We start from the raw sequence: 23,421 nt of genomic DNA on the forward strand, positions 1-23,421 counted from the left end.
CGTGATCTACGACATCCGCCATCTCACCACCTATGCCTACAGCCGGCCGGTCCCGTTCGCGCGCTGCGTCCTGCGCGTGCTGCCGCGCGAGGGGGTGGGCCAGCGCGTGTTGACGAGCGCGTTGGCCGTCACGCCACGCGGAGCGGAGCGGCGGGACGGAATCTGCTTCTTCGGCAACCGCACGACCACACTGACGATCGCCAAGCCACATCGCGAACTGCGGATCGAGATGACCTCGCGGGTCGAGGTGATGCGGACCGCCGCCCCCTTCCCCGCGATAACCCGGCACTGGGAGGAGGTCGCCCAGCTCGCGCTCGCGGCGCAGAGCCTCGCACCGGATTCCCCGGCCCAGTACCTCTATCCGAGCCGCCTTGCGCCGACCGTGCCTGAGATCACCGACCATGCCCGCAAGAGCTTCCGGGCGAAGCGGCCGATCTTCGAGGCGGGCTGCGATCTGATGGCGCGCATCCGCAAGGAATTCCGCTACGACCCCGAGGCCACCGAGGTCGCGACCCCGATCCGCGAGGCTTTTTCCGCCCGCCACGGCGTCTGCCAGGACTTCGCCCACATCATGATCGCCGGCCTGCGCGGCCTCGGCCTGCCGGCGGCCTATGTCAGCGGCTACCTGCGCACCATCCCGCCGCCGGGCCAGGCCCGTCTCGAAGGCGCCGATGCGACCCATGCCTGGGTGATGCTCTGGTGCGGGCCGGAGACCGGCTGGATCGGCCTCGACCCGACCAACGACCTGATCGTCGCCGACGACCACATCGTCACCGCGACCGGGCGCGACTATGCCGATGTCTCCCCGCTCGACGGCGTGCTCGTCGGGCCCGGCCGGCAAAAGCTCGACGTCAAGGTCGACGTGATCCCGGTCATCTGATGGCCCTGCCCGCCATTCGAGGCCTGCTGTTCGACAAGGACGGCACCCTGATCGACTACCAGGCGAGCTGGGCGCCAACCAATCTCGAGGCCGGGCGGCTGGCTGCGCAGGGCGACCTGGAACTCGCGGCGCGGCTGCTGACCGTGGCCGGCGTCGACCCCGCGACCGGCTATGCGACCTCCGACGGACTGCTCGCCTCCGGCAATACCGAGGATGTGGCAGAGGCCTGGGCCGAGGCCGGTTCACCGTTCGGCGCGGCCGAGCTGACCGATCGGCTCGATACCCTGTTCCGCTCGGCGGTCGTCGCAGCGGTGCCGGTCTGCGACCTCGCCGCCCTGTTCGCCAGCCTCGCAGGTCGCGGACTTGTCCTCGGCATCGCGTCGAGCGACAGCGAGGTGGCTGTCGCCGCCACGGCCGAGCGCTTCGGCCTCGAACCGCATCTCGCCTTTCTCTGCGGCTATGATTCCGGCCATGGCGCCAAGCCGGGTCGCGGCATGGTCGACGGCTTCTGCCGCGCGACGGGGCTGCCGGCTGAAACTGTCGCCGTCATCGGCGATTCCAGCCACGACATGCACATGGCGGCAGCGGCCGGCGCAGGCTATCGCATCGCCGTGCTGACCGGCGCCGGCAGCGCCGAGACCTTGCGCCCGCTCAGCCATCTGCTGCTGCCGAGCATCGCCACGCTGGAGCAGGCGCTGTTCGGCTGAGGGAGTTCCTCGCTTCTATGCCAACATTCCAGAAATAGGCGCGGGGAACCCCTCTCCCGGATGGGAGAGGGGCAGGGGTGAGGGACCGCCGCTGATCATTGAGGCGAGGCGGTCACCGCAGCGCCTTCTGCGGATAGGGCAGGCCCTCATCCCTGCCCTTCTCCCACTCGGGAGAAGGGTTCCCCGCGCTCTTCATCCGACGCTCCGCCTCATCATCACCGGAAGAGCGCCTGCTCTCCACCTCACGCCAGCGTGTAGGAGGTCTTCACCGTGGTGTAGAACTCGCGGGCATAGGCGCCCTGCTCGCGCGGGCCATAGCTCGAACCCTTCCGGCCACCGAACGGCACATGGTAGTCGACGCCGGCCGTGGCGAGGTTGACCATCACCATGCCGGCCTCGGCATTGCGCTTGAAGTGCGTCGCATGCTTCAGCGAGGTCGTGCAGATGCCCGAGGACAGGCCGAACTCGGTGTCGTTGGCGACGGCGAGCGCCTCCTCGTAGTCCTTGACGCGGACGACGTTGGCGACCGGGCCGAAGACCTCCTCGCGCGAGATGCGCATGGCATTCGTCGTCTCGGTGAACAGCGCCGGCTGCAGGTAGAAGCCGGGGGTCTCGCGGTTGAGCAGTTCGCCGCCCCAGGCGAGCTTGCCACCCTCGTCACGGGCGATCTGGATGTATTTCAGGTTCTGGTCGAGCTGGCTCTGGTCGACAACCGGGCCGATGGTGGTGCCGGCCTTCAGCGCGTCGTCGACGGTGACGCCCTTCAGCCGCTCGATCGCCGCCTCGACGAAGCGGTCATGGATGCCGGCCTGGACGATCAGGCGTGATGAGGCCGTGCAGCGCTGGCCCGTCGAGAAGAACGCGCCCTGCACCGCCGCCTCGACCGCGACCTTGAGGTCGGCATCATCGAGCACCACGAGCGGGTTCTTGCCGCCCATCTCGAGCTGGACCTTCTTCATCGGATTGCCCGCGATGCAAGCCGTGGCGACCTTGCGGCCGGTCGAGACCGAGCCGGTGAAGGAGATCGCGTGCACATCCTTGTGCTCGAGCAGCGCCTGGCCGACGACCGAGCCGCGGCCCATCACCAGGTTGAGCACGCCCTTGGGCAGGCCGGCGCGCTGGATGATGTCGACCAGCGCCCAGGCCGAGCCGGGCACGAGGTCGGCCGGCTTGATCACGACGCAGTTACCGTAGGCCAGGGCCGGAGCCATCTTCCAGGCCGGGATCGCGATCGGGAAGTTCCAGGGCGTGATCATGCCGATGATGCCGACCGGCTCGCGGGTGACCTCGACGCCGACGCCGGGGCGCACGGAGGGGATGCTCTCGCCGCCCAGACGCAGGCATTCGCCGGCGAAGAAGGCGAAGATCTGGCCGGCGCGGCCGGCCTCGCCGATGCCCTCCGCCAGCGTCTTGCCCTCTTCACGCGAGAGCAGGCGGCCGAGCTCGTCCTTGCGGGCGAGAATCTCGTCGGAGGCCTTCTTCAGGACCTCGTAGCGCTCCTGCGGCGTCGTGCGGCTCCAGGCCGGGAAGGCAGCCTTGGCGGCGGCGACCGCGTTGTTCAGGTCATCGACCGAGCCCTGCGCATACTCGCCGACGACATCGTTGGTGTTGGACGGGTTGATGTTGCGCGAGGCGTTCTGCGACGCGGCCCACTCGCCGGCGATCAGGTTCTTGAACGGAGCATTCATGGGCAGGGCCTCCCGAGCTTGTCTTGACAACGGACGGCCGTGTTAGCGCCTTTGGCCGGCGCGCGCCATGCACGAAGAACAGGCCCGCATGCAGAATCTGAAATTTCAGTCCTGGCCGCGCCTTCAGAACTCGGCGTCGAGCTCCTCGAGTTCGTCCGGCTCGGTCTTCGCGGCCGCGATCCAGCGCTGCAGCGCCGGCCAGCCGAGGATCGTCTGGCAATAAGCCCGGCTGAGCGGGTCGAGCCCGACGTCATAGGTCAGGAAGCGCAGGCAGACCGGCGCATACATCGCGTCCGCCATGGTGAGCCGTTCGCCGAAGAGATGGGGCCCGCCATAGCTGGCGATGCAGTCGCGCCAGATCTCGGTGACGCGGTCGATATCGGCCTGGGCGCCGGCCCAGAGTTTGAAGCCGGGATAATGCGCCTTGAGGTTCATCGGCAGGGCCGAGCGCAGATTGGCGAAGCCCGAATGCATCTCGCCGGAGATGGCGCGGCAATGGGCGCGCGCGCCGACCTCGGCCGGCAGCAGCCCGGCCTCGGGCTTCAGCTCGTCGAGATAGCCGGCGATGGCGAGCGTGTCCCAGACCTTCGTGCCGTCATGGCGCAGGCAGGGCACCAGGAAGGAGGGCGAGAGCAGCAGCAGTTCGGCCCGCGCCGAGGGATCGTCGACCGAGAGCATGATCTCCTCGACCTCGAGACCCGCGAGCTGGCAGAGCAGCCAGCCGCGCAGCGACCAGGACGAGTAGTTCTTGCTGCTGATGGTCAGCGTGGTGGCAGGCATGCTCGGCATCCTCGGCCCTGGGAGAGCCAACGTAGCAAGAGACGTTCCAGCGACGCCGGCACGAGCGCGGCGGCGCGGGCACGGCGATTGCACGGTGAACCGGCCCATGCAGGCGCGGCACGATCGGGATCACCAGACGGATGCTCTATCTCGCCTATCAGGCCCAGTCCGACCTGTTCGATCCGGCTCGCGCGCTCGCCCAGGCGGCGATCGTGACGCTCGGCAGCCGCGCCTTGCTCGGCGAGCCGCTGAGCCTGCGTGCCGCGGCCGCCGGCTACGAGATGGTGACGCGGGCCGAGCTCACGCATGAGCGCCCGCCCTATGGCATCGCCAGCGCCCGCGTCGGGAATCGCGACGTGCCTATCATCGAAGAGGCGGCGCTGACCCTGCCCTTCGGTACCTTGCTGCATTTCCGCAAGGACAGCGATCTCGCCCAGTCGAAGGTGCTGGTGGTCGCGCCGATGTCGGGGCATTTCGCCACCTTGCTGCGCAACACCGTCGCGACGCTGCTGCAGGATCACGACGTCTACATCACCGACTGGCACAATGCCCGCAACGTGCCGCTCGAGGCCGGCCCCTTCGGCTATGACGACTATGTCGACTATCTGATCCACTTCCTCGACGTGCTCGGTCCGCAGGCACATCTCGTCGCGGTCTGCCAGCCTTGTGTGCAGGTGCTCACCGCGGCGGCAGTGATGGCGCAGGCCGGCCATCGCGCCCAGGCCCGCAGCATGACGCTGATGGCGGGGCCGGTCGACACCCGCATCAACCCGACCGCGGTCAACCGGCTCGCCAGCGACAAGCCGATCGAGTGGTTCCGCAGCAACCTGATCTCGAGCGTGCCGCGGCGCTATGGCGGCGCCGGTCGCCGCGTCTATCCCGGCTTCGTCCAGCTCGGCGCCTTCCTGGCGATGAACATGAGCCGGCACGTCAATGCACATATCGATCTCTTCACCCACCTCGCAGCCGGCGAAACCGAGAAGGCGCAAACGATCAAGGCCTTCTACGACGAGTATTTCGCGGTGCTCGACCTGCCGGCCGAGTTCTATCTCGAGACCGTGCAGTGGATCTTCCAGGAGGCGCGGCTGGCGGCGGGCACGCTGACCTATCGCGGCGAGCGCGTCGATTGCGGCGCGATCCGCAAGACGGCGCTGCTCACGGTCGAGGGCGAGCGCGACGACATCTGCTCGCTCGGCCAGACCGCGGCGGCGCACGACCTCTGCCGTGGGCTCAAGCCCTTCCGCAAGCGCCACCACATGCAGGCCGGCGTCGGCCATTACGGCGTGTTCTCGGGCCGCAAATGGGAGAGCCAGATCTACCCGATCGTCCGCAACATGATCCTGGCGAACAGCTGAGCGGCCAGCCTATTTCGCCTTGATCGACAGGCCGTGCCTGCCGACCGAGATCTCGACGCCCTCAGGCTGCTTCCTCTCCTGATGGAGCGCGTAGCTGAAGGCCCCGGCCCGTCTCACACGGCTGGCTCGCCGCCTGCCGCGGTGACCTGCGCCATCTTCGCTTCCGTCCGAGCCGCGAAACGTCCGATCAGGAAGATGGCGAGGCCGGACCAGGCGACGCCAAGGCACCAGCCGCCGAGCACGTCACTCGGCCAGTGCACGCCGAGATAGATCCGGCTCACCCCGATCGCGATGATCAGGACCCAGGCCGTCCACAGGCAGACCCGGGCGATGTCGGCGCGGCGCGAGGCGATACCGACGAAGCCGGCAATGCCGAGGAGCACCACCGCTGAAAGGAAGGCGTGACCGCTCGGGAAGCTCGCGGTGAAGGTCAGCGCGGCATGCTCGACGATACCCGGCCGCTCGCGGCCGAAGGCGAGCTTGAGCAACGTGCTCGTCACTGTCGCCGCCAGGACATTGACCACCAGGCCGATCGCCAGCGGCCGATGGCCGCAAAGTCTCAGCGTCAGCGCCGCGATCACCGTCGCGATGCCCAATCCGACGAAGCTGCCGAGCGCGGTGAGGTCGCGCATCATCTCGCGCAACCAGGCAGGGCCGATCGGCACCGAGGGGTCGGCGGCATCGCGAAACAGCATCACCAACGTGGTGTCGAAGGCGAAGTCGCGGCCCGAGGCGACAAAGATCGCCAGCCCGACGAAACCGAAGGCGGCGGCGACGGGCAGAAGGAAGCGAGGCTGGAGCAGGAACATCAGGTCGTCGTCCGAAAGCGCGGGGCCATGATTGGGCGGGGCATGGTCAGGTCTCTTGGGAGCGCGCTGCGATGACGCGCAACGCACCTGGCAGCAGACGATAGGCAAACGGGCTGGCGCGGCGCTCGACCTCGCCGTCGAAGGTGACATGGCCGCGGCGCTTGTCGCGACGGGTCAGGGTGACGGCGGTGCCCGTCAGCGAGACCAGGTGCCGGGAGTTGCGCCAGCCACCGGTCAGCATCGAGAACGCCGCCTTGGCGCGCGAGAGGGGGCCGCCGGTATCGAGGATATGGATCTCGAACTCGCCGCCATCGAGACAGGTGCGACGCCATTCGGCACCGTCGAACTGGTTGACGGTGACCAGAACCGCATCGGCCTCGACCAGACGGCGCTCGCCGGCGATCTCCATCTCGATGCGGATAGGACGGGTGAACAGGATCGAGCGGATCGCGGCGAAGAGGAAGGCGACGAGCCGGCTGAAGGGAAAGCGCCGGCGCGCATATTCGCGTTGGCGCGCCATCAGGCTGAAGAAGCCCATGCCCGAGACCGAATGGAACAGGCGGCCATCGACGCTGCCGAGATCCATCGCCACCGGCTCGCCCTGGCAGAGCGCGGCGATCTGCTGCTCCACCGTGCCGGTGAGACCGAGATCACGGCCGAGCACGTTGATCGTGCCGAGCGGCAGCACGCCGACCGGCCGCTGGCAGCCGATCAGGACCGGCAAAGCGCCATTGATGGTGCCGTCCCCGCCGGCAATGACGGGGATCGTAGCTTCGTCGGCAGCCGCGGCTTGCAAGCGTTCCCGCAACTGGCGCGGCGGCACCAGTTCGACTTCGGCGCGGCAACCGGCGGCCTCGAACGCCGCTTCGATGCGCCGCGCGAAGGTGTCGGCTCCCGCTTCCAGCACCGTGCCGGCACGCGCATTGGCGATGACGCGGAAGCAGCGCGTTGGCGCCGGCGTTTCAAGCTCGGGTAACGGGTCCGACAGTTTCGCCATGTCAGGCGGCGATATGGGCGTCTCTCTTGGCGGGAACAAGGCGGGTCGCCGGCGGCGCAATCCGCAGCGGTTCCTCCTCGACCTCTTCGGTGATCACCTCGAAGCGCCGCAGCCAGTGCGGACCGAAGGAGGTGATCATCGGCACGTCGGTCGCGTCGCGACCGCGAGCGAGGACGATGCGGCCAATGCGGCGCTGGTTGTGCCGGGCGTCGAATGTAAACCAGCGCCCACCGAGCCAGACCTCGAACCAGGCGTTGAAGTCCATCGGCGCCGGGTTGGGCACGACGCCGATATCGCCGAGATAGCCGTTGCAATAACGCGCCGGGATGTTGAGGCAGCGGCAAAGCGCGATGGCGAGATGGGCGAAATCCCGGCAGACCCCGATCCGCTCCTCGAAGGCCTCGGCTGCGGTCCGGGTGTTGCGCGCAAAGGCGTAGCCGAAGCTGACATGGTTATGGACGAACTGGGTCACGGCCTGAACACGAGCCCAGCCCGGCGCGATCTGGCCGAACAGGCTCCAGGCGGCGTCAGCCAGCCGGTCGGTCTCGCAATAGCGGCTGCCGAGCAGATAGGGCAGGACCTCGTCCGGCAGGTCCGCCGGCATAACTTCGCGGGCAGTAGGATCAGCTGCATCTGGCTCGCCGCTATCATGGATGAGGCCTTCGCATGCGAGCACGACACCACCTGCCGGCGCGGTGAAGCGGCGGCAGATGTTGCCGAACGGATCGAGATGCTGGCTGATCTCGATCGGCGCAGGCCGGCCCATGACAGGCGCCACGCGCATCTCATCCGGACGGATCAGATCGTGCCGGCGCGAGGGATGAATATCGAGCAGCACGAGCAGGGCAGTCGGCTGCTCGCAGACGACCTCGATCCGGTAGCCATAGCGGATATGCATGATGACCTCGACGATATACGAACGCCCGGCCCCACCGCGGCTGGTCGGCGCCCAGCCGGCACACAATGACGCTCGGCTCCCCGCGAAGTTCCCTGCCCGCCCTGCACATCGGCGCATGAAAAAGGTGCGGACCTTTCGGCCCGCACCACGCAATCACGACGATCCGGCTGGGGGGATAGCGACCGCCGCGAGTTGCGCCCTTGTGTGGAACGCAGGCCGTACGGCGCGCTCTCACATCATCCAGTACGGCATCGTGCCGTAGTAATCGTGCACCCGCTTGCCGTACTCCTTGTCGTGCCAGTCGGGCTCGCCATCGGCGCCGTACATCGGAGCGGCTTCGAGCTTCTCGCGGGTGAGTGGGACGACATAGCCACCCTTCTCGACGTCATAGTCGAGCATGCTCCACGGGATCGGGTGGTATTTCTCACCGAGGCCGAGAAAGCCGCCGAACGACATGATCGCGTAGGCGACCTTGCCGGTCGCCTTGTCGAGCATGACGTCGTAGATCGAGCCGAGATGCTCGCTGGCGGTGTTGTAGACATCGGTGCCGGCAACGCGAGCGCCGGCGATCAGCGGGTTGGCGGCGTGAGAGGCTGCGGTCATCGTAGCGCTCATCGGTTCCTCCATGAATATCGGACTGGACGGCGCGAGGCCGGCCTGTCCCTTCAACCCGGCGTCAGCGCCTAGGTTCCCGCCTCAGACGACAAAATTGTGCGCTTCAGAAGTCCCGGGGATCGGCCGGACGAAGGCCCAGCCGAGCGCGACGCGGAACAAAACCCGGAGCCTGCTGTTTGACAGGGCAGCGAACGATCGGCCGCGCGGATTTGCGTCGGTGCGAAACCAGGCGGCGAACAGGCGATGCCTCGCCGCGATGCGCCATGTGCGCGTTCGCAGCAGACACAAGCAAAGGAAACGTCCGATGATGAAGAAGTTCCTTCTCGTGACCGCCGCGGTGGCTGCGCTTGGTGCGTGCACGCCCCGTGAAGAAAGAACCGCGACCGGTGCGCTGATCGGCGCTGGAGCGGGTGCCCTCATCGGCGGCGCCGCGACGGGTCGCGCCGGTGGCGCTCTGGCCGGCGCTGCGATCGGCGGCGCCGGCGGCGCCATCATCGGCCACGCGACGTCACCGGACCGCGTCTGCGTCGGCCGTGACGAATGGGGCCGGCGCGTCCGCTACTCCTGCTGATAAAGAGGCGAATGGCGATTGGCGAATTCCACTCGCCATTCGCCACTCGCCCCCTTACACCTGTCCGTAAGGCCCGAAACGGCCGACGAAGCGGTGGCGGCCGCCCGGATAGAGCAATCGCACGGCGGTGATCGGCTCGGCCTGGTTCCAGGTCCGGCGCTCGACCAGGAGGCAAGGCTCCCCGGCATCGACCTTCAACAGCTCCGCCTCGTGCGGCTCGGCGGCGACTGCGCTGATCGCGTGCTCCGCCTGGCTCCAGAGGCTGTTCTGAAGCAGCCAGTCGCCCGGCGGCGTCTCGGCAAAGGTCTCGTCCGCGACCTGCGGGATGGTCGAAAGATGGATCACCCGGTCTTCCAGCACATGCGGCGCGCTTCCCGCGAAATGCAGCAAGGTCAGGTGTGCGATCTCGGCGGCTCGACCGAGCCCGAAGCGCGCGGCAATCTCACGCTGCACCTTGCCGTCACGCCGTTGCAGGATGCGATAGCTGTAGGCCTGCCCGAGCTCGCGAACCTCCTGCGGGATCGAGAGGATGTCGAGCATGGCGTGGCTCGCCGGCGGGCTCGCGACGATCGTGCCCGAACGGCGCCGGCGCGTGATCAGCCCCTCGCGGGCAAGCTGCGCGAGCGCGCGATGCACGGTCATGCGGGAGGCGCCAAGACGCTCCATCAGTGCGTGTTCCGGCGGCACCCCTGTGCCCGGCGGCCAGGTCCCGGCCAGGATCAGATCGCGGACCGCGCGGCGGATCTGGTCGTAGAGCGGCCCGGCTCCATCCAGCGTCACGGCATCGATCTGAGGGGCTGACATCGGCTCCCTGACTCTCAGGCGAGGAGATTGCGGATCACCTGGCCATAGCGGGCAGCGATGCGGGCGCGGTCAATGTGGCGGCCGGCGCTGACCACAGGCTTTCCACCGACGATCACCTCCGCGACCGGCAGAGCAGGAGCGGCGAAGATCGCACTGTCGAGGGCGAAGTCGCCGCCTTTGCCGACGATGGCGGGATGCTCGGCATCGAGCGTGACGAGGTCGGCGCGGTGGCCGGCGGCGATCGCGCCGATGCTGCGGCCACAGGCCTGCGCCCCGCCGGCGCAGGCGTCCTGCCAGAGCCTGAGACCGGCCGAGACGCCAGCTTCAGCCCAGAGCGCACGCCGCCGGTCGCGCAGACGCTGCGAATATTCGAGCAGGCGCAGTTCGCCGCCGGCCCCGATCTCGACATTGGAATCGCTGCCGACGCCGATGCGTCCGCCCTTCTCGCGGTAGCGCACGCCGTCGAAGATGCCATCGCCGAGATTGGCCTCGGTGATCGGGCACAGGCCCGCGACGGCGCCGGACAGCGCCATCGCATCACGTTCGGCATCGCTGAGATGCGTCGCATGGATCAGGCACCAGCGTGCGTCGACCGCGACGTTATGCATCAGCAGCTCGACCGGGCGGCGGCCGGTAATGGCGAGGCTGTCGTCGACCTCGCGGGTCTGCTCGGCGACATGGATGTGCAGCGGCACGTTCTGGCGCAGCTCCGTAATCCAGGTCAGGTCTTCGAGCGCCACCGCCCGCAGCGAATGCGGGGCGAGGCCGACGCGGGCGTCCGGCAGACTGGCTACCGCCTTCTCGCTGCCTTCGATCAGGCGGGCATAGGCATCGCGATCGTTGAGGAAGCGGCGCTGGCCAGCCGCGGCCGGCGCATTGCCGAAATTGCCGTAGCGATAGAGCACCGGCAACAGGGTCAGGCCGATGCCGGTCTCTTCGGACGCCGCCGCGATCGCCGCCCCCATCGCAGCGATGTCGCCATAGGGACGGCCATCCTTGTCGTGATGCAGATAATGGAACTCGGCGAGGGCGGTGAAACCGCCTTCCAGCATCTCGACCATGGCCTGCGCCGCGATCGCCTGGACATCGTCCGGGCTCAGGCGGTCGAGGAAGCGGTACATCACCTCGCGCCAGGTCCAGAAGGAATCCTCGGAAGCGCCGCGCCGCTCGGCGAGGCCGGCCATGCCGCGCTGGAAGGTGTGGCTGTGCAGATTGGGAAGGCCGGGCAGCGCGAGGCCTGCGAGCTTCGTCGCACCCGCAGGTGCCGCCTGCCCCGCCGCGACCGACATGATCGTTCCATGAGCGAGCGTCAGCGTGACGTTCTCGGCGAAGCCCTCGGGCAGCAGCGCCTGGGCGAGATGCAGTGTCGTCGATCCGGTCACGCTGGCGTCCTCGTTTAATTGCATATGCAAATGAAGCTTGCTAATTGCATATGCAATTGTCTAGCATAGCCATAAGGCGAATGAAGTCGAGAGGAAGCGACGTGTTGGCGACCCCTTCCCCCAGCGAGCGAGTGTGGACCAACGCACGGCTCGCGACCATGGCGGCCGATGCAGGCACGCCCTATGGCGCGATCGAGGACGGCGTCGTCGTCACCCGTGACGGCCGCATCGCTTTCGCCGGCCCGCGCGCCAAGGCGCCCGCCTTCGGCAGCGCCGAGGTGGTCGACTGCGAGGGGCGCTGGATCACGCCGGGGCTGATCGATTGCCATACCCATCTCGTCTATGGCGGCGACCGCGCCAACGAGTTCGAACTGCGCCTCAAGGGCGCGAGCTATGAGGAGATCGCCCGCGCCGGCGGCGGCATCGTCTCCAGCGTCAAGGCGACGCGCGCGGCGAGCGAGGACGAGCTTTTCGCCAGCGCCGACAAGCGCCTCGCTGCCCTGATCGCCGAAGGCGTCACCACCGTCGAGATCAAGTCGGGCTACGGGCTCGATACCGAGAGCGAGGTCAAGGTCTTGGCCGTCGCCCGCCGGCTCGGGCGCGAGCGTCCGGTCGGAGTGCAGACCACCTTCCTCGGCGCCCATGCCGTGCCGGCCGAATTCAAGGGCCGCTCCGGCGACTATATCGACCTGGTCTGCGGCCCGATGCTCGATGCGATCGCCGAGCAGAAGCTCGCCGACGCCGTTGACGTGTTCTGCGAGGGCATCGCCTTCTCGCCCGACGAGACCGCCCGCGTCTTCACCGCAGCCAAGGCGAAGGGCCTTGCGATCAAGATCCACGCCGAGCAGCTCTCCAATCTCGGCGGCGCGGCGCTGGCCGCCGGCTTTGGCGCGCTCTCGGCCGACCATCTCGAACATCTCGACGAAGCCGGCGTGATCGCCATGGCCAAGGCCGGCACTGTCGCGGTGGTGCTGCCCGGCGCCTTCTACTTCCTGCGCGAGACGGTGAAACCGCCGATCGAGCTTCTGCGCCAGCATGGCGTGCCGATCGCGCTCGCCACCGACGCCAATCCCGGCACCTCGCCGCTGACCTCGCCGCTGCTGACCATGAACATGGGCTGCACTCTGTTCCGGCTGACGCCGGAGGAGGCGCTGGCCGGCATGACCCGCAACGCCGCCCGCGCCCTCGGCCTCCAGGATGAGATCGGCACGCTCGAAGCCGGCAAGGCCTGCGATCTCGCGATCTGGGAGATCGAGCGCCCGGCCGAACTCGCCTACCGCATCGGCTTCAACCCGCTTCACGCCCGCATCCGGAACGGACAATGACCACGCTCTCCCTCACTCCCGGCGAGGCCCGCCTCGCCGACTGGCGCGATGTCCTCGACGGCGCCACCATCTCTCTCACGGAGACCGGCGCGATCGCCGCCGCGCAGGCGATCGTTGACGACATCGTCGCCGCGGGCACCGTGACCTATGGCGTCAATACCGGCTTCGGCAAGCTCGCCAGCGTGCGCATCGCCGACAATGATCTCGCCAAGCTGCAGCGCAACCTCATCCTCTCGCATGCGGTCGGCACCGGCCCTGCCTTGCCGGACGAGGTCGTTTCCCTGATCCTCGCCATGAAGGCGGCGAGCCTGGCCCGCGGCGCGTCCGGTGTCCGCCCCGTGGTGGTCGAGGCGCTGATCGGCGCGCTAAGGGCCGGCGCGCTGCCGGTCGTGCCGGCCAAGGGCTCGGTCGGCGCCTCGGGCGATCTCGCCCCGCTCGCACATCTCACCGCGGCGCTGATGGGCGTCGGCGAGGTCAGGCTGAAGGGCGAAGTGCTGCCGGCGGCCGAGGCGCTGAAGCGCATCGGCCAGGCGCCGCTGGCGCTTGGCGCCAAGGAGGGCCTCGCGCTGATCAACGGCACGCAGGTCTCGGCCTCGCTGGCGCTGGCCGGGCTCGCCAGCATCGCCCGCGTCTTCGATGCGGCGCTGATCGCCGGCGCGCTCTCGGTCGATGCGCTGAAGGGCTCGGACACGCCGTTCGACCCGCGCATCCAGCAGCTGCGCGGCCAGCCCGGGCAGATCAAGGTCGCAGCATTGCTGCTACAGCTGATCGCCGGCAGCGAGATCCGCGAGAGCCACCGCTTCGGCGACTCCAAGGTGCAGGACCCCTATTCGCTGCGCTGCCAGCCGCAGGTGATGGGCGCGGTGCGCGACCTGCTCGCCAATGTCGTGGCGACGCTGGCGATCGAGGCCAATGCGGTCACCGACAATCCGCTGGTGCTCGGGCCGGGCGAGATCGTCTCGGGCGGCAATTTCCACGCCGAGCCGGTCGCCTTCGCCGCCGACATGCTGGCGATGGGCGTCTGCGAGATCGGCAACCTCGCCGAGCGCCGCATCGCGCTGCTGGTCGATCCCGTCATGAGCGGCCTGCCGCCCTTCCTCGCCCGCGATGCCGGCCTCAACTCCGGCTTCATGATCGCGCAGGTGACGGCCGCGGCCCTCGCCTCGGAGAACAAGCAGCGGGCCTATCCGGCCTCGGTCGACACCATCCCGACCTCGGCCAATCAGGAAGACCATGTCTCGATGGCGACGCATGGCGCCTTCCGCCTGATCGAGATGGCGAAGAACGCGGCGAGCATCGTCGCCGTGGAACTCATGGCCGCCGCCGAGGCGATCGAGCATCACCGGCCGCTGAAGACCTCGCCGCGGCTGGAGCCCGTTCTGGCGCTGATCCGCGAAAGAATCGCGCCGCTGACCGAGGACCGCTATCTCGCGCCAGATCTCGCGGCGGCGACGGAACTCGTCCTCTCGGGTGCGCTCGGCCAGGCGGCCGGCGTCGACAGCTTCGCGGAGTTCGAGAGGTGAGCCCTCGCAACAACAAGCGCGGGGAACCCTCTCCCGGAGGGAGAGGGCAGGGTGAGGGGTCGGCCCCTCGACCAGTGAGGCGCGGCGCTCACCGCGCGGTCGGGTTCAGGCCAACGATTTCGGGCCTACACCTCACCCCTGCCCCTCTCCTTACAGGAGAGGGGTTCCCCGCGCTTTTTCTCGTTGGGATGTCGCTCGGCTTCAACGCCCGGCGACACAGCGAAGGACGCCGTGCATGAGCACCAACACCGTCTCCGTCACGCGCGGCGCCTCCCCGCTCGTGCTGTCGATGCCGCATCCCGGCACCGGCCTGCCGGGCGAGGTCGCGGCGCAGCTCAATGCGCGCGGCCGCCTCGTCGAGGACACCGACTGGCATATGCGCCAGCTCTACGCCTTCGCCGAGCGCTTCCAGCCGAGCATCGTCGAGGCGCAATTGTCGCGCTTCGTCATCGACCTTAACCGCGACCCGGCCGGCGTCTCGCTCTATCCCGGCCAGGCGACGACCGAGCTGGTGCCGACCACCACCTTCGACGGCGCGCCGATCTGGCAGACCACGCCGGACGAGGCCGAGATTATCCGCCGGCGCGAGGCTTACTTCCGGCCCTATCACGACGCACTCGCCGCCGAGATCGCACACGCCAGGGCACGGCACGGCTTCTGCCTGCTCTGGGACTGCCATTCGATCAAGCCGGTGATCCCACGCCTGTTCCCCGGCACGCTGCCGACGCTCAATCTCGGCACCAATTCCGGCGCGAGCGCTGCACCTTCCGTCGAGGCCGCTGCCGCCGCGGCGATGGCCGACAGCGCCTTCACGCAGGTGGTCAACGGCCGCTTCAAGGGCGGCTGGATCACCCGCCATTACGGCCAACCGGCCGAGCACGTTCACGCGCTCCAGATGGAGATCGCGCTCTCGGCCTATCTCGACGACGAAGCCGCGCCCTGGACCTTCGCGCCCGCCAAGGCCGCCAGCCTGCAAGCCACTCTCTCCACCATGATCGAGGCCGCGATCGCCGCCGCCACCAAGCTCGAACGGAGCAAGCCATGACCCGCATCGACAACAGCCGCGTCATCCGCGCGCCCCACGGCAACGAGCGCAGCGCCAAGTCCTGGCTGACCGAAGCTGCGCTGCGCATGCTGATGAACAATCTCGACCCGGATGTCGCCGAGAAGCCGGGTGAGCTCGTGGTCTATGGCGGCATCGGCCGCGCCGCCCGCACCTGGGAGGATTTCGACCGGATCTGCGCCAGCCTGCGCTCGCTCGAGGCCGACGAGACCCTGCTGGTCCAGTCCGGCAAGCCGGTCGGCATCTTCAGGACTCATGCGGACGCGCCGCGCGTGCTGATCGCGAATTCCAACCTCGTCCCGGCCTATGCCAATTGGGAGCATTTCCATCATCTCGATAAGCTCGGGCTGATGATGTACGGCCAGATGACGGCCGGCTCCTGGATTTATATCGGCACGCAGGGCATCGTTCAGGGCACCTACGAGACCTTCGTCGAGGTCGGCCGCCAGCATTATGGCGGCTCGCTCAAGGGCAAATGGGTTCTGACCGGCGGGCTCGGCGGCATGGGCGGCGCCCAGCCGCTGGCCGCGACCATGGCCGGCGCCTCGATGATCGCGGTCGAGTGCAAGCCGTCGAGCATCGATTTCCGCCTGCGCACCCGCTATCTCGACGAGAAGGCCGACAGCGTCGACGAAGCCCTGAAGATCATCGAAGCCGCCCACGCCAAGGGCCGCGCCGTCTCGGTCGGCGTGCTCGGCAACGCCGCCGAGATCTTCCCCGACATGGTCCGCCGCGGCATCCGCCCGGATGTCGTCACCGACCAGACCTCGGCGCATGATCCGCTCAACGGCTATCTGCCGGCCGGCTGGACCCTGGAAGAGTGGGAGGAGCGTAAGGAGCGCGACCCGGCGGGTACCATCGAGGCCGCCAAGAAGTCGATGGCCGAGCATGTGAAGGCGATGCTCGACTTCCAGAGGATGGGCGTGCCGACGCTCGACTACGGCAACAACATCCGCCAGATGGCCAAGGATATGGGCGTCGACAACGCCTTCGATTTCCCGGGCTTCGTGCCGGCCTATATCCGCCCGCTGTTCTGCCGCGGCATCGGCCCGTTCCGCTGGGCCGCTCTCTCCGGCGATCCGGAGGACATCTACCGCACCGACCAGCGCGTCAAGGAGCTGCTGCCCGACGACAAGCACCTGCACAACTGGCTCGACATGGCGCGCGAGCGCATCCAGTTCCAGGGCCTGCCGGCGCGCATCTGTTGGGTCGGCCTCGGTGACAGGCACCGGCTCGGCCTCGCCTTCAACGAGATGGTGGCCAAGGGCGAAGTCAAGGCGCCGATCGTGATCGGCCGCGACCATCTCGATTCCGGCTCGGTCGCCTCGCCTAACCGCGAGACCGAAGCGATGAAGGACGGCTCGGACGCGGTCTCCGACTGGCCGCTGCTCAACGCCCTGCTCAACACCGCCGGCGGCGCGACCTGGGTCTCGCTGCACCATGGCGGCGGCGTCGGCATGGGCTATTCGCAGCATTCAGGCGTCGTCATCGTCGCCGACGGCACGCCGGAAGCAGCCAAGCGGCTGGAACGCGTGCTCTGGAACGACCCGGCCACCGGCGTGATGCGCCATGCCGATGCCGGCTACGACATCGCGCTCGACTGCGCCCGAGAGAAGGGCCTGAAGCTGCCGGGGATTTTGGGCTGACCCCACGTGTCATTCCGGGGCTCCGCGCAGCGGAGAACCCGGAACCCATGACTGGGCGAGCCCGACCTGACCATCACGGTGCACCCCGTCGTGGGTTCCGGGTTCGCCCTTCGGACGCCCCGGAATGACAAGGGGACCCGCTTGAATTCGAAGGACCGTTCGATGCGCATCATCCGCGCCGCCGACTGCCTCTCCATGCCGTGGAAAAACGGCGGCGGGACGACCACCGAGATCGCGGTCGCGCCGGAAGGCGCCTCGCTTGATGATTTCGACTGGCGCATCAGCATGGCCCATGTCGGGCAGGACGGACCGTTCTCATCCTTTCCCGGCATCGACCGGACGCTGTCGGTCCTGACCGGAGCCGGCATCACGCTGGCCTTCGGCGATGGCGAATGCGTCAGGCTGGATCGCACCAGCACGCCCTACCCCTTTGCCGCCGACCGGGCCGTCGACGGGCTGCTGGTCGAGGGGCCGATCGACGATCTCAATGTGATGTCCCGGCGCGGTCGCTGGCGGCACCGGGTCGAGCGCCTGTCTGGCGCTGCGTCGCTCGCCGCAAGCGAAGGCCTGCTGGTGTTGGTCGCCCGCAAGGGTGACTGGCAGGTGAACGACGTGGCGCTCGCCGCCGGCGACAGCGCGATCCTCGACGCGCCGGGGCGCGTTGAGCTGGTTGCCGACAGTGATGGTGCTCAAGCGGAACTCTACGCAGTTTGGCTAACGGCATCGTAGACAGGCGCGGGAACCCCTCTCCCGGATGGGAGAGGGGTAGGGGTGAGGGACCGCCGCTGATTACTGGGGCGATGGGGATACCGCAGCGCCTTCTGCGGTTAGGGCAGGCCCTCATCCCTGCCCTTCTCCCACTCGGGAGAAGGGTTCCCCGCGGATGCCATCTACGCCGTCGCCCATTCTCTCCTACGCCGCCCGCCGCGGCTGCGGGCCGACATAGACCGATTGCGGCCGGATCAGCCGGCCGGTCTCGATCTGCTCGCGGGCATGGGCGAGCCAGCCGGTGGTGCGGCCGAGCGCGAAGACGCAGGTGAAGGCCTCGGGCGGGAAGCCGAGCGCCTCGAGCAGCAGCGCCGTGTAGAACTCGACATTGGTTTCCAGCGAACGGCCGGGTTTGCGCTCGCGCAGGATGGCGAGCGCCGCCTGCTCGACCGCCTCGGCAAGGCGCAGGCGCCCGGCATCGGCGCCGAGCTTCGCAATCGCCTGCTTCAGCGCATCGGCGCGCGGATCGCGGACACGATAGATGCGATGGCCGAAGCCCATCAAACGCTCGCCGCGACCCAGCGCATCCTCCAGCCAGGCGCGGGCATTGGCCGGCTCGCCGATCGCATCGAGCATCTCGATCACCGGCCCCGGCGCGCCGCCATGCAGCGGACCCTTGAGCGCGCTGATCCCGGCCAGCACGGCCGAGACCAGCCCGGCCCGGGTCGAGGCGACGACGCGGGCCGCGAAGGTCGAGGCGTTGAGGCCGTGATCGGCGACGGTAACGAGATAGGTGTCGAGCGCCGCCGCCTGGGTCGCCGTCGGCGCCTCGCCGCGCAGCATGCGCAGCGTATCGGCCGCCTGCGACAGCGCTGGATCGGGCGCGATCGGGGCAAGGCCACGCCGCTTGCGGACAGCGGCCGCCGTGAAGACGGCCGGCGCAGCGAGCAGCTTCAGCGCCGTCTCGGGCCCCTCCCCATCCATGATCTGAGCGGTCCAGGCACGCACCGCCTCGACCGGTCCGAGACCGTCCGCAAGTGCAGTGCGCTCGACGATGCCGAAGAGATCGGCACGGGCGCGGCCGAGCGCAGCCGGCAACTCGCGCCCCGTCGGCAGGCCGGGCAGCAAGCCGTCGAGCATCAGCGCCGCCATCTCCTCGAAGCTGGTTCGGCCGGCGAGCTCCGCGAGGCTGTGGCCGCGGATCACCAGGCGACCGGCGGCGCCGTCGACTTCCGAGAGCACGGTATGGGCGGCGACGACGTCATCGAGACCATCGGACATGAGTTGAACTCCTCAAAAGCATTCGCCTTGAGGATCGGTCTCCGCACTGCTAGAATCAATCTTGAACAATATAATCAATCTATCGAGCGAGAGGCGATGCAGGACTGGCTGACGGCGCAGGAGGCGATGGCGCGGCTCGGACTGAAGCCGCAGACGCTCTACGCCTATGTCAGTCGCGGGCTGATCGAGGCCCGCGGCGACGAAGGGGACTCGCGTCGTAGCCTGTACCGCGCCGAGGACGTCGCCCGGCTGGAGCATCGCAAGGCGCGCGGCCGGCGCCCGGCCGCGATCGCCGAGGATGCGATCGCCTATGGCGAGCCCGTGCTCGCCTCCGGCATCACCACGATCGAGCGCGGCGGCCTGTGGTATCGCGGACAGGATGCGGCGCGCCTGTCCGAGAGCGCCAAGCTCGAGGACGTCGCCCGCCTGCTCTGGAATTGCGGGACACAGCGCTTCCCGCCCTTGACGACGATCGTCCCGCCGGGCGAGCCGCTCCATCGCATCTTCGCGGTGATCGCCGCCCGGACCGCAACCGACCGGCCGATGGCGGGGCGGGCCAAGAAGGCGCTCTATCTCGAAGCCGCCGCCGTGCTCGACGCGCTGGTCGACGCCATTGCCGGCGGGCCGGGCGAAGGGCCGATCCATGCGCGGCTGGCACGAGCCTGGGGCTGCGAAGCACAAGGTTCCGAGCCGATCCGGCGAGCGCTGGTGCTGCTCGCCGACCATGAGCTCAACGCCTCGACTTTCGCTGCGCGCGTCACCGCCTCGACGGGCGCCTCGCTCGCCGCCTGCGCCATGGCCGGGCTGGCGGCGCTGTCCGGTCCCTTGCATGGCGGCGTCGCGCCGCGCGTGCTGGCGCTGATGCGGGAAATCGAGCGCGACGGGCTGGAGACGGCGATCGCGGCAAGGCTGGAGACCGGCGCCAAGCTGCCCGGCTTCGGTCACCCGCTCTACCCCGACGGCGACCCCAGGGCGCGGGCCTTGTTCGCGGCCTTCGAGGCGCCGGCTCCCTATGTGCAGGCGCAGGCCGCGATCGGAGCGCTGACCGGCGAGGAGCCGAATATCGACTTCGCCCTGTCCGCGCTCGCGGCGAGGCTTGAGCTGCCGGAAACCGCGCCGTTCCAGATCTTCGCGGCGGCGCGCTGCACCGGCTGGCTCGCCCATGCGCTCGAACAGAACGAGACCGGCCGGCTGATCCGCCCGCGCGCCCGCTATGTCGGGCCGGCGCCCGCCTAGAGCATGCGGATATTACTCGGAACCACGCCGTCATCCTGGACAAGCGGCGGAGCCGCGCAGCTCCGGGATCCATCGTAAGGTTCCGGAGCTCTACGATGAATCCCGGGCCGAGCTGCGCTCGCCCAGGATGACGATGGCGGTTCCGTGTGAAATCAGCACGCACTAAAAACAGCGCGCCGATGACGAGGCTACGCTACTGCGCCCGTGCCCGCAGCGTCTCGAAATCCTTGTCGAGCCTGGCGAGCGCGGTCGCGATCCGCTCGCGCCGCTCCTTGATCCAGGCGCCCTGCTCCGCGATTCGGCCCTTGGCCGCCGCCAGCATCCGCTCTATCTCGGCCGGCTGCGGGCCGCCGACGGTCGCGCGGTTGCGCACGATCGCGACGGGATCGAGCGTGGCGCGGAACTCGGCCTCGCTGATCGGAAGCTCGGCCGGATAATCCGTGCCCTTGACCGCTGCGGCGTAGATACGCCTCGCCTCGGCATAGGGAAAGTCGAGCGGCTTGATGTCGTGATCCTTGGCGTGGGAGACGACCTCGGAAGCGAAGTGGTGGCCGACGCGGAAGGGCAGCCTGTATTTGCGCATCAGGAGGTCGGCCAGTTCCTGCGAGGCGGTCCAGTCGCTGTTCAATTCCTCCAGCGCCCGCTCGGGGCTGATCACCAGCCCTTTCAGGATACGGTCCCAGTTGGCGAGCACGGTGACCGCGCTCTTCACCATCGCGCTATTGGGCCTGACGTCCTTGGGGTCGCTCATGCCCGGGGTGATGTTGTGAGCCTGGATTGCGGCGCCCATCGCGAGCGAGATCGCGGTCGAGGCCTGCTGGCGCGTGGTGTTGAGCAGGCCGGGATTGCGCTTCTGCGGCATGGCGCTGGAGACATAGGTGTTGCCGTCGCCTTCCTGCAGCAGCATCCAGGGCCGCGCAAAGGCGTATCGCGTCATCACGTCCTCGACGAAGGCGCCGGCATGGAGGGCGATGCTGGTGACGATCGCGCCCGCCTCGACCGGATGCTCGGCCGAGGAGATCTGGCCGGCGTCATAGGCGTTGTCGACAATGGCAGCGAAGCCGAGATAATCGGCCATGCGCTTGCGGTTGAGCGGCCAGCTCGTGCCGTTGAGCACGGTCGTGCCCATGGCCGAGCGGTCGATCCGGGCATAGGCCTCGCGGATGCGCTGGGCGTCGCGTTCGAGCCCGGCGGCATGACCGAGCAGGGTGTGGCCTAGGCTGTTCGGCTGGGCTGCGACGCCATTGGTGTAGTTCGGCACGATGGTCGCGGCATGCTTCTCCGCCAGCCCGACCAGCGTTGCCGTGGTGCGATTGAGCTGGTCGGCGAGCGCCACCATGTCGTCGCGCAGGATCGCGGCGCGATAGGTCGCGTGCATGTCCTGGCTCGAGCGACCGGCATGCAGCAGCGTGACTTCCTGGCCGGCGGCGGCGATCAGCAGCGGCTCGAAGCTGATCACGGTCGAAGGCCGTTTCGCGCCGGGACTGGCTCCCTCCTGCAGCACCTTGCCGAGACCCGCTGCGATGCGCGGCGCCAGCGCCTTGTCCAGCAGGCCTTCATCCGTGTTGATCACGGCCGTGGCCTTGTTGATCTCGCCGAGCCAGAAGAACTCGTCGCGAGGCTGGCGTTCCTGGGCAAGGGCTGGAAGAGCTGACATCTGCGCTGCCACCGCAAGCGCAATCATCGATGATCGCACGATCAACCTCCGCTAATGCTCCCCGCCGGGCCGGAGCCTAGCGGGGGCGGTGCGGCAGCTCAATCGCGCCGGTCAGGCTGCCCGTTCGACCGTCCCGGCAGCCCGTCCCTTCTCGCTCATGTAGTCGCGTGTCATCGGCAGCGTGTCGAGCCGTTTGGCGAGCTGGAGCTGGAAGACGACGAGGCCGTCATAGCGGAAGCTCGCCTCGGACGCGGCGAGGTAGAATTCCCACATCCTGGCGAAACGCTCGTCATACATCGCGACCGCTTCCTCGCGACGCGCCAGGAAGCGCTCGCGCCAGGCCTTCAGCGTCTCGGCATAATGCAGGCGCAGCACCTCGACATCGGCGATGACCAGCCCCTCCTTCTCCACCGCCGCCATCACCTCCGAGAGCGCCGGGATATAGCCGCCGGGGAAGATGTACTTGGCGATGAACGGGTTGGTGGCGCCGGGCGGCGTCGTCCGCCCGATCGTATGGATCAGGGCGACGCCGTCCTCCTCGAGCAGCTCCCGGATCTTGCGGAAGTAGTCGCGGTAATAGCCGACGCCGACATGCTCGAACATGCCGACCGAGACGATGCGATCGAAGCGCTCGCTCACAGCGCGGTAGTCCTGCAGGCGGAACTCGACCGGCAGGGCCGATTCCTCCGCCCGCTTGCTCGCCGCGGCAAGTTGCTCCTCGGACAGCGTGATCCCGGTCACCTTGGCGCCGGTCTCGCGCGCGATCGAAAGCCCGAGCCCGCCCCAGCCGGAGCCGATGTCGAGCACGCGCTGGCCCGGCTTCAGCGCCAGCTTCACGGTGATACGCCGCTTCTTGGCGGCCTGTGCCTCCTCCAGCGTCGCATCCGGCCGTTCGAAGAAGGCGCAGGAATACTGCTGGTCGGCATCGAGGAAGAGCCGGAAGAACTCGCTTTTGAGGTCGTAATGGTGATGGACATTGCGCTTCGCCCAGGCTGGTGTGTTGTGCTGCTTCAGGCGCCTGACCGAGGTGCGCAACCGCTCCAGGGCTCCGGCCCAGGCCGAGGGCGGCTGGCGCGACAGGCCGCAGACCAGCGTCTCCAGCAATTGGTAGATCGTGCCGCGTTCGACGATGACGCGGCCGTCCATCACGGCCTCGCCAAGCGCGAGCTCGGGATCGAGCGCCAGTTTGAACTCGGTTTCGCGATCAGCGATACGCAGCTTGATCGCCGGCACAGCACCTTGACCGGCCGAATAGAGCGATCCATCGGCGAATACGACGTCAATCCTGGGTTCCCGGACCAACCGGGACAACATCTTCGCAATCAGCGCCCGCATGGCTCCACCTCGCGGTAGTGCCCCCTTCGCCATCAAAGATGGCAATCTCCTGCGGCAGCGTAACAGTGGGTTCTGCGCAAAGCTGATCCCCGCCTGCCGCATGCCGCAACCGTCAGTCCCATCAGGAGAAACGAGGAAGGTTGCGGCATGTTCCGCGGCCG

At 68.3% G+C, this 23,421-nt stretch carries 21 protein-coding genes; 10 read left to right on the forward strand and 11 right to left on the reverse strand.

Annotated elements, in window-relative coordinates; translation table 11 throughout:
- Position 1: 1 nt before the first annotated feature.
- Both ACSQ24_RS20500 and ACSQ24_RS20505 read left to right on the forward strand, forming a co-directional pair.
- Positions 2–880, forward strand: a complete 879-nt coding sequence (locus ACSQ24_RS20500; protein ID WP_436096462.1) for a transglutaminase family protein — start codon at positions 2–4, stop codon at positions 878–880.
- Positions 880–1,587, forward strand: coding sequence for an HAD family hydrolase (locus ACSQ24_RS20505; RefSeq protein ID WP_436096463.1), 708 nt, complete (start codon positions 880–882; stop codon positions 1,585–1,587). Before ACSQ24_RS20500 ends, ACSQ24_RS20505 begins: the two co-directional genes overlap by 1 nt.
- A 242-nt stretch (positions 1,588–1,829) precedes the next feature.
- Here the strand turns inward: ACSQ24_RS20505 and ACSQ24_RS20510 are convergent, their stop codons facing one another.
- Both ACSQ24_RS20510 and ACSQ24_RS20515 read right to left on the reverse strand, forming a co-directional pair.
- Entirely contained in the window at positions 1,830–3,275 is a 1,446-nt protein-coding gene (locus ACSQ24_RS20510; protein ID WP_436096464.1) for an aldehyde dehydrogenase family protein, read from the reverse strand.
- Positions 3,276–3,398: 123 nt separating this feature from the next.
- Positions 3,399–4,055, reverse strand: coding sequence for a glutathione S-transferase family protein (locus ACSQ24_RS20515; RefSeq protein WP_436096465.1), 657 nt, complete (start codon positions 4,053–4,055; stop codon positions 3,399–3,401).
- 140 nt (positions 4,056–4,195) lie between these two features.
- Here ACSQ24_RS20515 and ACSQ24_RS20520 point away from each other — a divergent pair, with 140 nt between their 5' ends.
- Positions 4,196–5,410 carry a polyhydroxyalkanoate depolymerase gene (locus ACSQ24_RS20520; RefSeq protein ID WP_436096466.1) on the forward strand — a complete coding sequence of 405 codons (1,215 nt, stop codon included), beginning with the start codon at positions 4,196–4,198 and terminating at the stop codon, positions 5,408–5,410.
- A gap of 113 nt (positions 5,411–5,523) precedes the next feature.
- Here the strand turns inward: ACSQ24_RS20520 and ACSQ24_RS20525 are convergent, their stop codons facing one another.
- The 4 genes from ACSQ24_RS20525 to ACSQ24_RS20540 form a co-directional block, all read right to left on the reverse strand.
- Positions 5,524–6,219, reverse strand: a complete 696-nt coding sequence (locus ACSQ24_RS20525; protein WP_436096467.1) for a phosphatase PAP2 family protein — start codon at positions 6,217–6,219, stop codon at positions 5,524–5,526.
- A gap of 46 nt (positions 6,220–6,265) precedes the next feature.
- Positions 6,266–7,216, reverse strand: coding sequence for a diacylglycerol/lipid kinase family protein (locus ACSQ24_RS20530; RefSeq protein WP_436096468.1), 951 nt, complete (start codon positions 7,214–7,216; stop codon positions 6,266–6,268).
- A 1-nt stretch (position 7,217) separates the two neighbouring features.
- Entirely contained in the window at positions 7,218–8,114 is an 897-nt protein-coding gene (locus ACSQ24_RS20535; protein ID WP_436096469.1) for a transglutaminase-like domain-containing protein, read from the reverse strand.
- A gap of 231 nt (positions 8,115–8,345) precedes the next feature.
- Complete coding sequence (locus tag ACSQ24_RS20540; protein WP_436096470.1) at positions 8,346–8,717, reverse strand: PRC-barrel domain-containing protein; 372 nt, start codon at positions 8,715–8,717, stop codon at positions 8,346–8,348.
- 316 nt (positions 8,718–9,033) lie between these two features.
- On the opposite strand from ACSQ24_RS20540, the gene ACSQ24_RS20545 reads away from it, so the two are divergent.
- A complete protein-coding gene (locus ACSQ24_RS20545; protein ID WP_436096471.1) occupies positions 9,034–9,300 on the forward strand; it encodes a glycine zipper domain-containing protein in 267 nt (88 codons plus the stop codon).
- Positions 9,301–9,354: 54 nt separating this feature from the next.
- Here the strand turns inward: ACSQ24_RS20545 and hutC are convergent, their stop codons facing one another.
- Together hutC and ACSQ24_RS20555 are read right to left on the reverse strand one after the other, a co-directional pair.
- Entirely contained in the window at positions 9,355–10,104 is a 750-nt protein-coding gene (gene hutC / locus ACSQ24_RS20550) for a histidine utilization repressor (RefSeq protein WP_436096472.1), read from the reverse strand.
- Between the two features lie 14 nt (positions 10,105–10,118).
- Positions 10,119–11,486: a formimidoylglutamate deiminase gene (locus ACSQ24_RS20555; RefSeq protein WP_436096473.1), complete on the reverse strand. Its 1,368-nt coding sequence runs from the start codon at positions 11,484–11,486 to the stop codon at positions 10,119–10,121.
- A gap of 80 nt (positions 11,487–11,566) precedes the next feature.
- Here ACSQ24_RS20555 and hutI point away from each other — a divergent pair, with 80 nt between their 5' ends.
- The 5 genes from hutI to ACSQ24_RS20580 all read left to right on the forward strand — a co-directional run bounded on the left by hutI (position 11,567) and on the right by ACSQ24_RS20580 (position 17,772).
- A complete protein-coding gene (hutI, locus tag ACSQ24_RS20560) occupies positions 11,567–12,811 on the forward strand; it encodes an imidazolonepropionase (protein WP_436096474.1) in 1,245 nt (414 codons plus the stop codon).
- Entirely contained in the window at positions 12,808–14,334 is a 1,527-nt protein-coding gene (gene hutH, locus ACSQ24_RS20565; protein ID WP_436096475.1) for a histidine ammonia-lyase, read from the forward strand. The genes hutI and hutH overlap by 4 nt, the downstream gene beginning before the upstream one ends.
- A 235-nt stretch (positions 14,335–14,569) precedes the next feature.
- Positions 14,570–15,379, forward strand: coding sequence for an N-formylglutamate deformylase (gene hutG, locus ACSQ24_RS20570; RefSeq protein WP_436096476.1), 810 nt, complete (start codon positions 14,570–14,572; stop codon positions 15,377–15,379).
- Positions 15,376–17,043, forward strand: a complete 1,668-nt coding sequence (hutU, locus tag ACSQ24_RS20575; RefSeq protein ID WP_436096477.1) for a urocanate hydratase — start codon at positions 15,376–15,378, stop codon at positions 17,041–17,043. Before hutG ends, hutU begins: the two co-directional genes overlap by 4 nt.
- 162 nt (positions 17,044–17,205) lie before the next feature.
- The gene (locus ACSQ24_RS20580; RefSeq protein WP_436096478.1) at positions 17,206–17,772 is read left to right on the forward strand and encodes a HutD/Ves family protein; all 567 of its coding nucleotides are present in this window, start codon (positions 17,206–17,208) and stop codon (positions 17,770–17,772) included.
- Between the two features lie 183 nt (positions 17,773–17,955).
- Here ACSQ24_RS20580 and ACSQ24_RS20585 read toward each other — a convergent pair whose 3' ends face one another.
- Complete coding sequence (locus ACSQ24_RS20585; protein ID WP_436096479.1) at positions 17,956–19,032, reverse strand: citrate synthase/methylcitrate synthase; 1,077 nt, start codon at positions 19,030–19,032, stop codon at positions 17,956–17,958.
- 96 nt (positions 19,033–19,128) lie between these two features.
- Between ACSQ24_RS20585 and ACSQ24_RS20590 the strand changes: the two genes are divergently transcribed.
- Positions 19,129–20,268, forward strand: a complete 1,140-nt coding sequence (locus tag ACSQ24_RS20590; protein WP_436096480.1) for a citrate/2-methylcitrate synthase — start codon at positions 19,129–19,131, stop codon at positions 20,266–20,268.
- A 193-nt stretch (positions 20,269–20,461) separates the two neighbouring features.
- On the opposite strand, the gene ACSQ24_RS20595 is transcribed toward ACSQ24_RS20590, so the two are convergent.
- Together ACSQ24_RS20595 and ACSQ24_RS20600 are read right to left on the reverse strand one after the other, a co-directional pair.
- Complete coding sequence (locus tag ACSQ24_RS20595) at positions 20,462–21,925, reverse strand: lyase family protein (RefSeq protein ID WP_436096481.1); 1,464 nt, start codon at positions 21,923–21,925, stop codon at positions 20,462–20,464.
- A 111-nt stretch (positions 21,926–22,036) separates the two neighbouring features.
- Positions 22,037–23,260, reverse strand: a complete 1,224-nt coding sequence (locus ACSQ24_RS20600; RefSeq protein WP_436096482.1) for a class I SAM-dependent methyltransferase — start codon at positions 23,258–23,260, stop codon at positions 22,037–22,039.
- Between the last annotated feature and the right edge of the window lie 161 nt (positions 23,261–23,421).

This window comes from Allobosea sp. LjRoot237, assembly GCF_964253285.1.
In the GTDB taxonomy this organism is placed as follows: domain Bacteria; phylum Pseudomonadota; class Alphaproteobacteria; order Rhizobiales; family Beijerinckiaceae; genus Allobosea.

Coding starts and splice junctions, on each gene's coding strand:
- ACSQ24_RS20505 (WP_436096463.1), top strand. CDS start 880: ATGGCCCTGCCCGCCATTCGAGGCCTGCTGTTCGACAAGGACGGCACC.
- ACSQ24_RS20510 (WP_436096464.1), bottom strand. CDS start 3,275: ATGAATGCTCCGTTCAAGAACCTGATCGCCGGCGAGTGGGCCGCGTCG.
- ACSQ24_RS20515 (WP_436096465.1), bottom strand. CDS start 4,055: ATGCCTGCCACCACGCTGACCATCAGCAGCAAGAACTACTCGTCCTGG.
- ACSQ24_RS20520 (WP_436096466.1), top strand. CDS start 4,196: ATGCTCTATCTCGCCTATCAGGCCCAGTCCGACCTGTTCGATCCGGCT.
- ACSQ24_RS20525 (WP_436096467.1), bottom strand. CDS start 6,219: ATGTTCCTGCTCCAGCCTCGCTTCCTTCTGCCCGTCGCCGCCGCCTTC.
- ACSQ24_RS20530 (WP_436096468.1), bottom strand. CDS start 7,216: ATGGCGAAACTGTCGGACCCGTTACCCGAGCTTGAAACGCCGGCGCCA.
- ACSQ24_RS20535 (WP_436096469.1), bottom strand. CDS start 8,114: ATGCATATCCGCTATGGCTACCGGATCGAGGTCGTCTGCGAGCAGCCG.
- ACSQ24_RS20540 (WP_436096470.1), bottom strand. CDS start 8,717: ATGACCGCAGCCTCTCACGCCGCCAACCCGCTGATCGCCGGCGCTCGC.
- ACSQ24_RS20545 (WP_436096471.1), top strand. CDS start 9,034: ATGATGAAGAAGTTCCTTCTCGTGACCGCCGCGGTGGCTGCGCTTGGT.
- hutC (WP_436096472.1), bottom strand. CDS start 10,104: ATGTCAGCCCCTCAGATCGATGCCGTGACGCTGGATGGAGCCGGGCCG.
- hutI (WP_436096474.1), top strand. CDS start 11,567: ATGAAGTCGAGAGGAAGCGACGTGTTGGCGACCCCTTCCCCCAGCGAG.
- hutH (WP_436096475.1), top strand. CDS start 12,808: ATGACCACGCTCTCCCTCACTCCCGGCGAGGCCCGCCTCGCCGACTGG.
- hutG (WP_436096476.1), top strand. CDS start 14,570: ATGAGCACCAACACCGTCTCCGTCACGCGCGGCGCCTCCCCGCTCGTG.
- hutU (WP_436096477.1), top strand. CDS start 15,376: ATGACCCGCATCGACAACAGCCGCGTCATCCGCGCGCCCCACGGCAAC.
- ACSQ24_RS20580 (WP_436096478.1), top strand. CDS start 17,206: ATGCGCATCATCCGCGCCGCCGACTGCCTCTCCATGCCGTGGAAAAAC.
- ACSQ24_RS20585 (WP_436096479.1), bottom strand. CDS start 19,032: ATGTCCGATGGTCTCGATGACGTCGTCGCCGCCCATACCGTGCTCTCG.
- ACSQ24_RS20590 (WP_436096480.1), top strand. CDS start 19,129: ATGCAGGACTGGCTGACGGCGCAGGAGGCGATGGCGCGGCTCGGACTG.
- ACSQ24_RS20595 (WP_436096481.1), bottom strand. CDS start 21,925: ATGTCAGCTCTTCCAGCCCTTGCCCAGGAACGCCAGCCTCGCGACGAG.
- ACSQ24_RS20600 (WP_436096482.1), bottom strand. CDS start 23,260: ATGCGGGCGCTGATTGCGAAGATGTTGTCCCGGTTGGTCCGGGAACCC.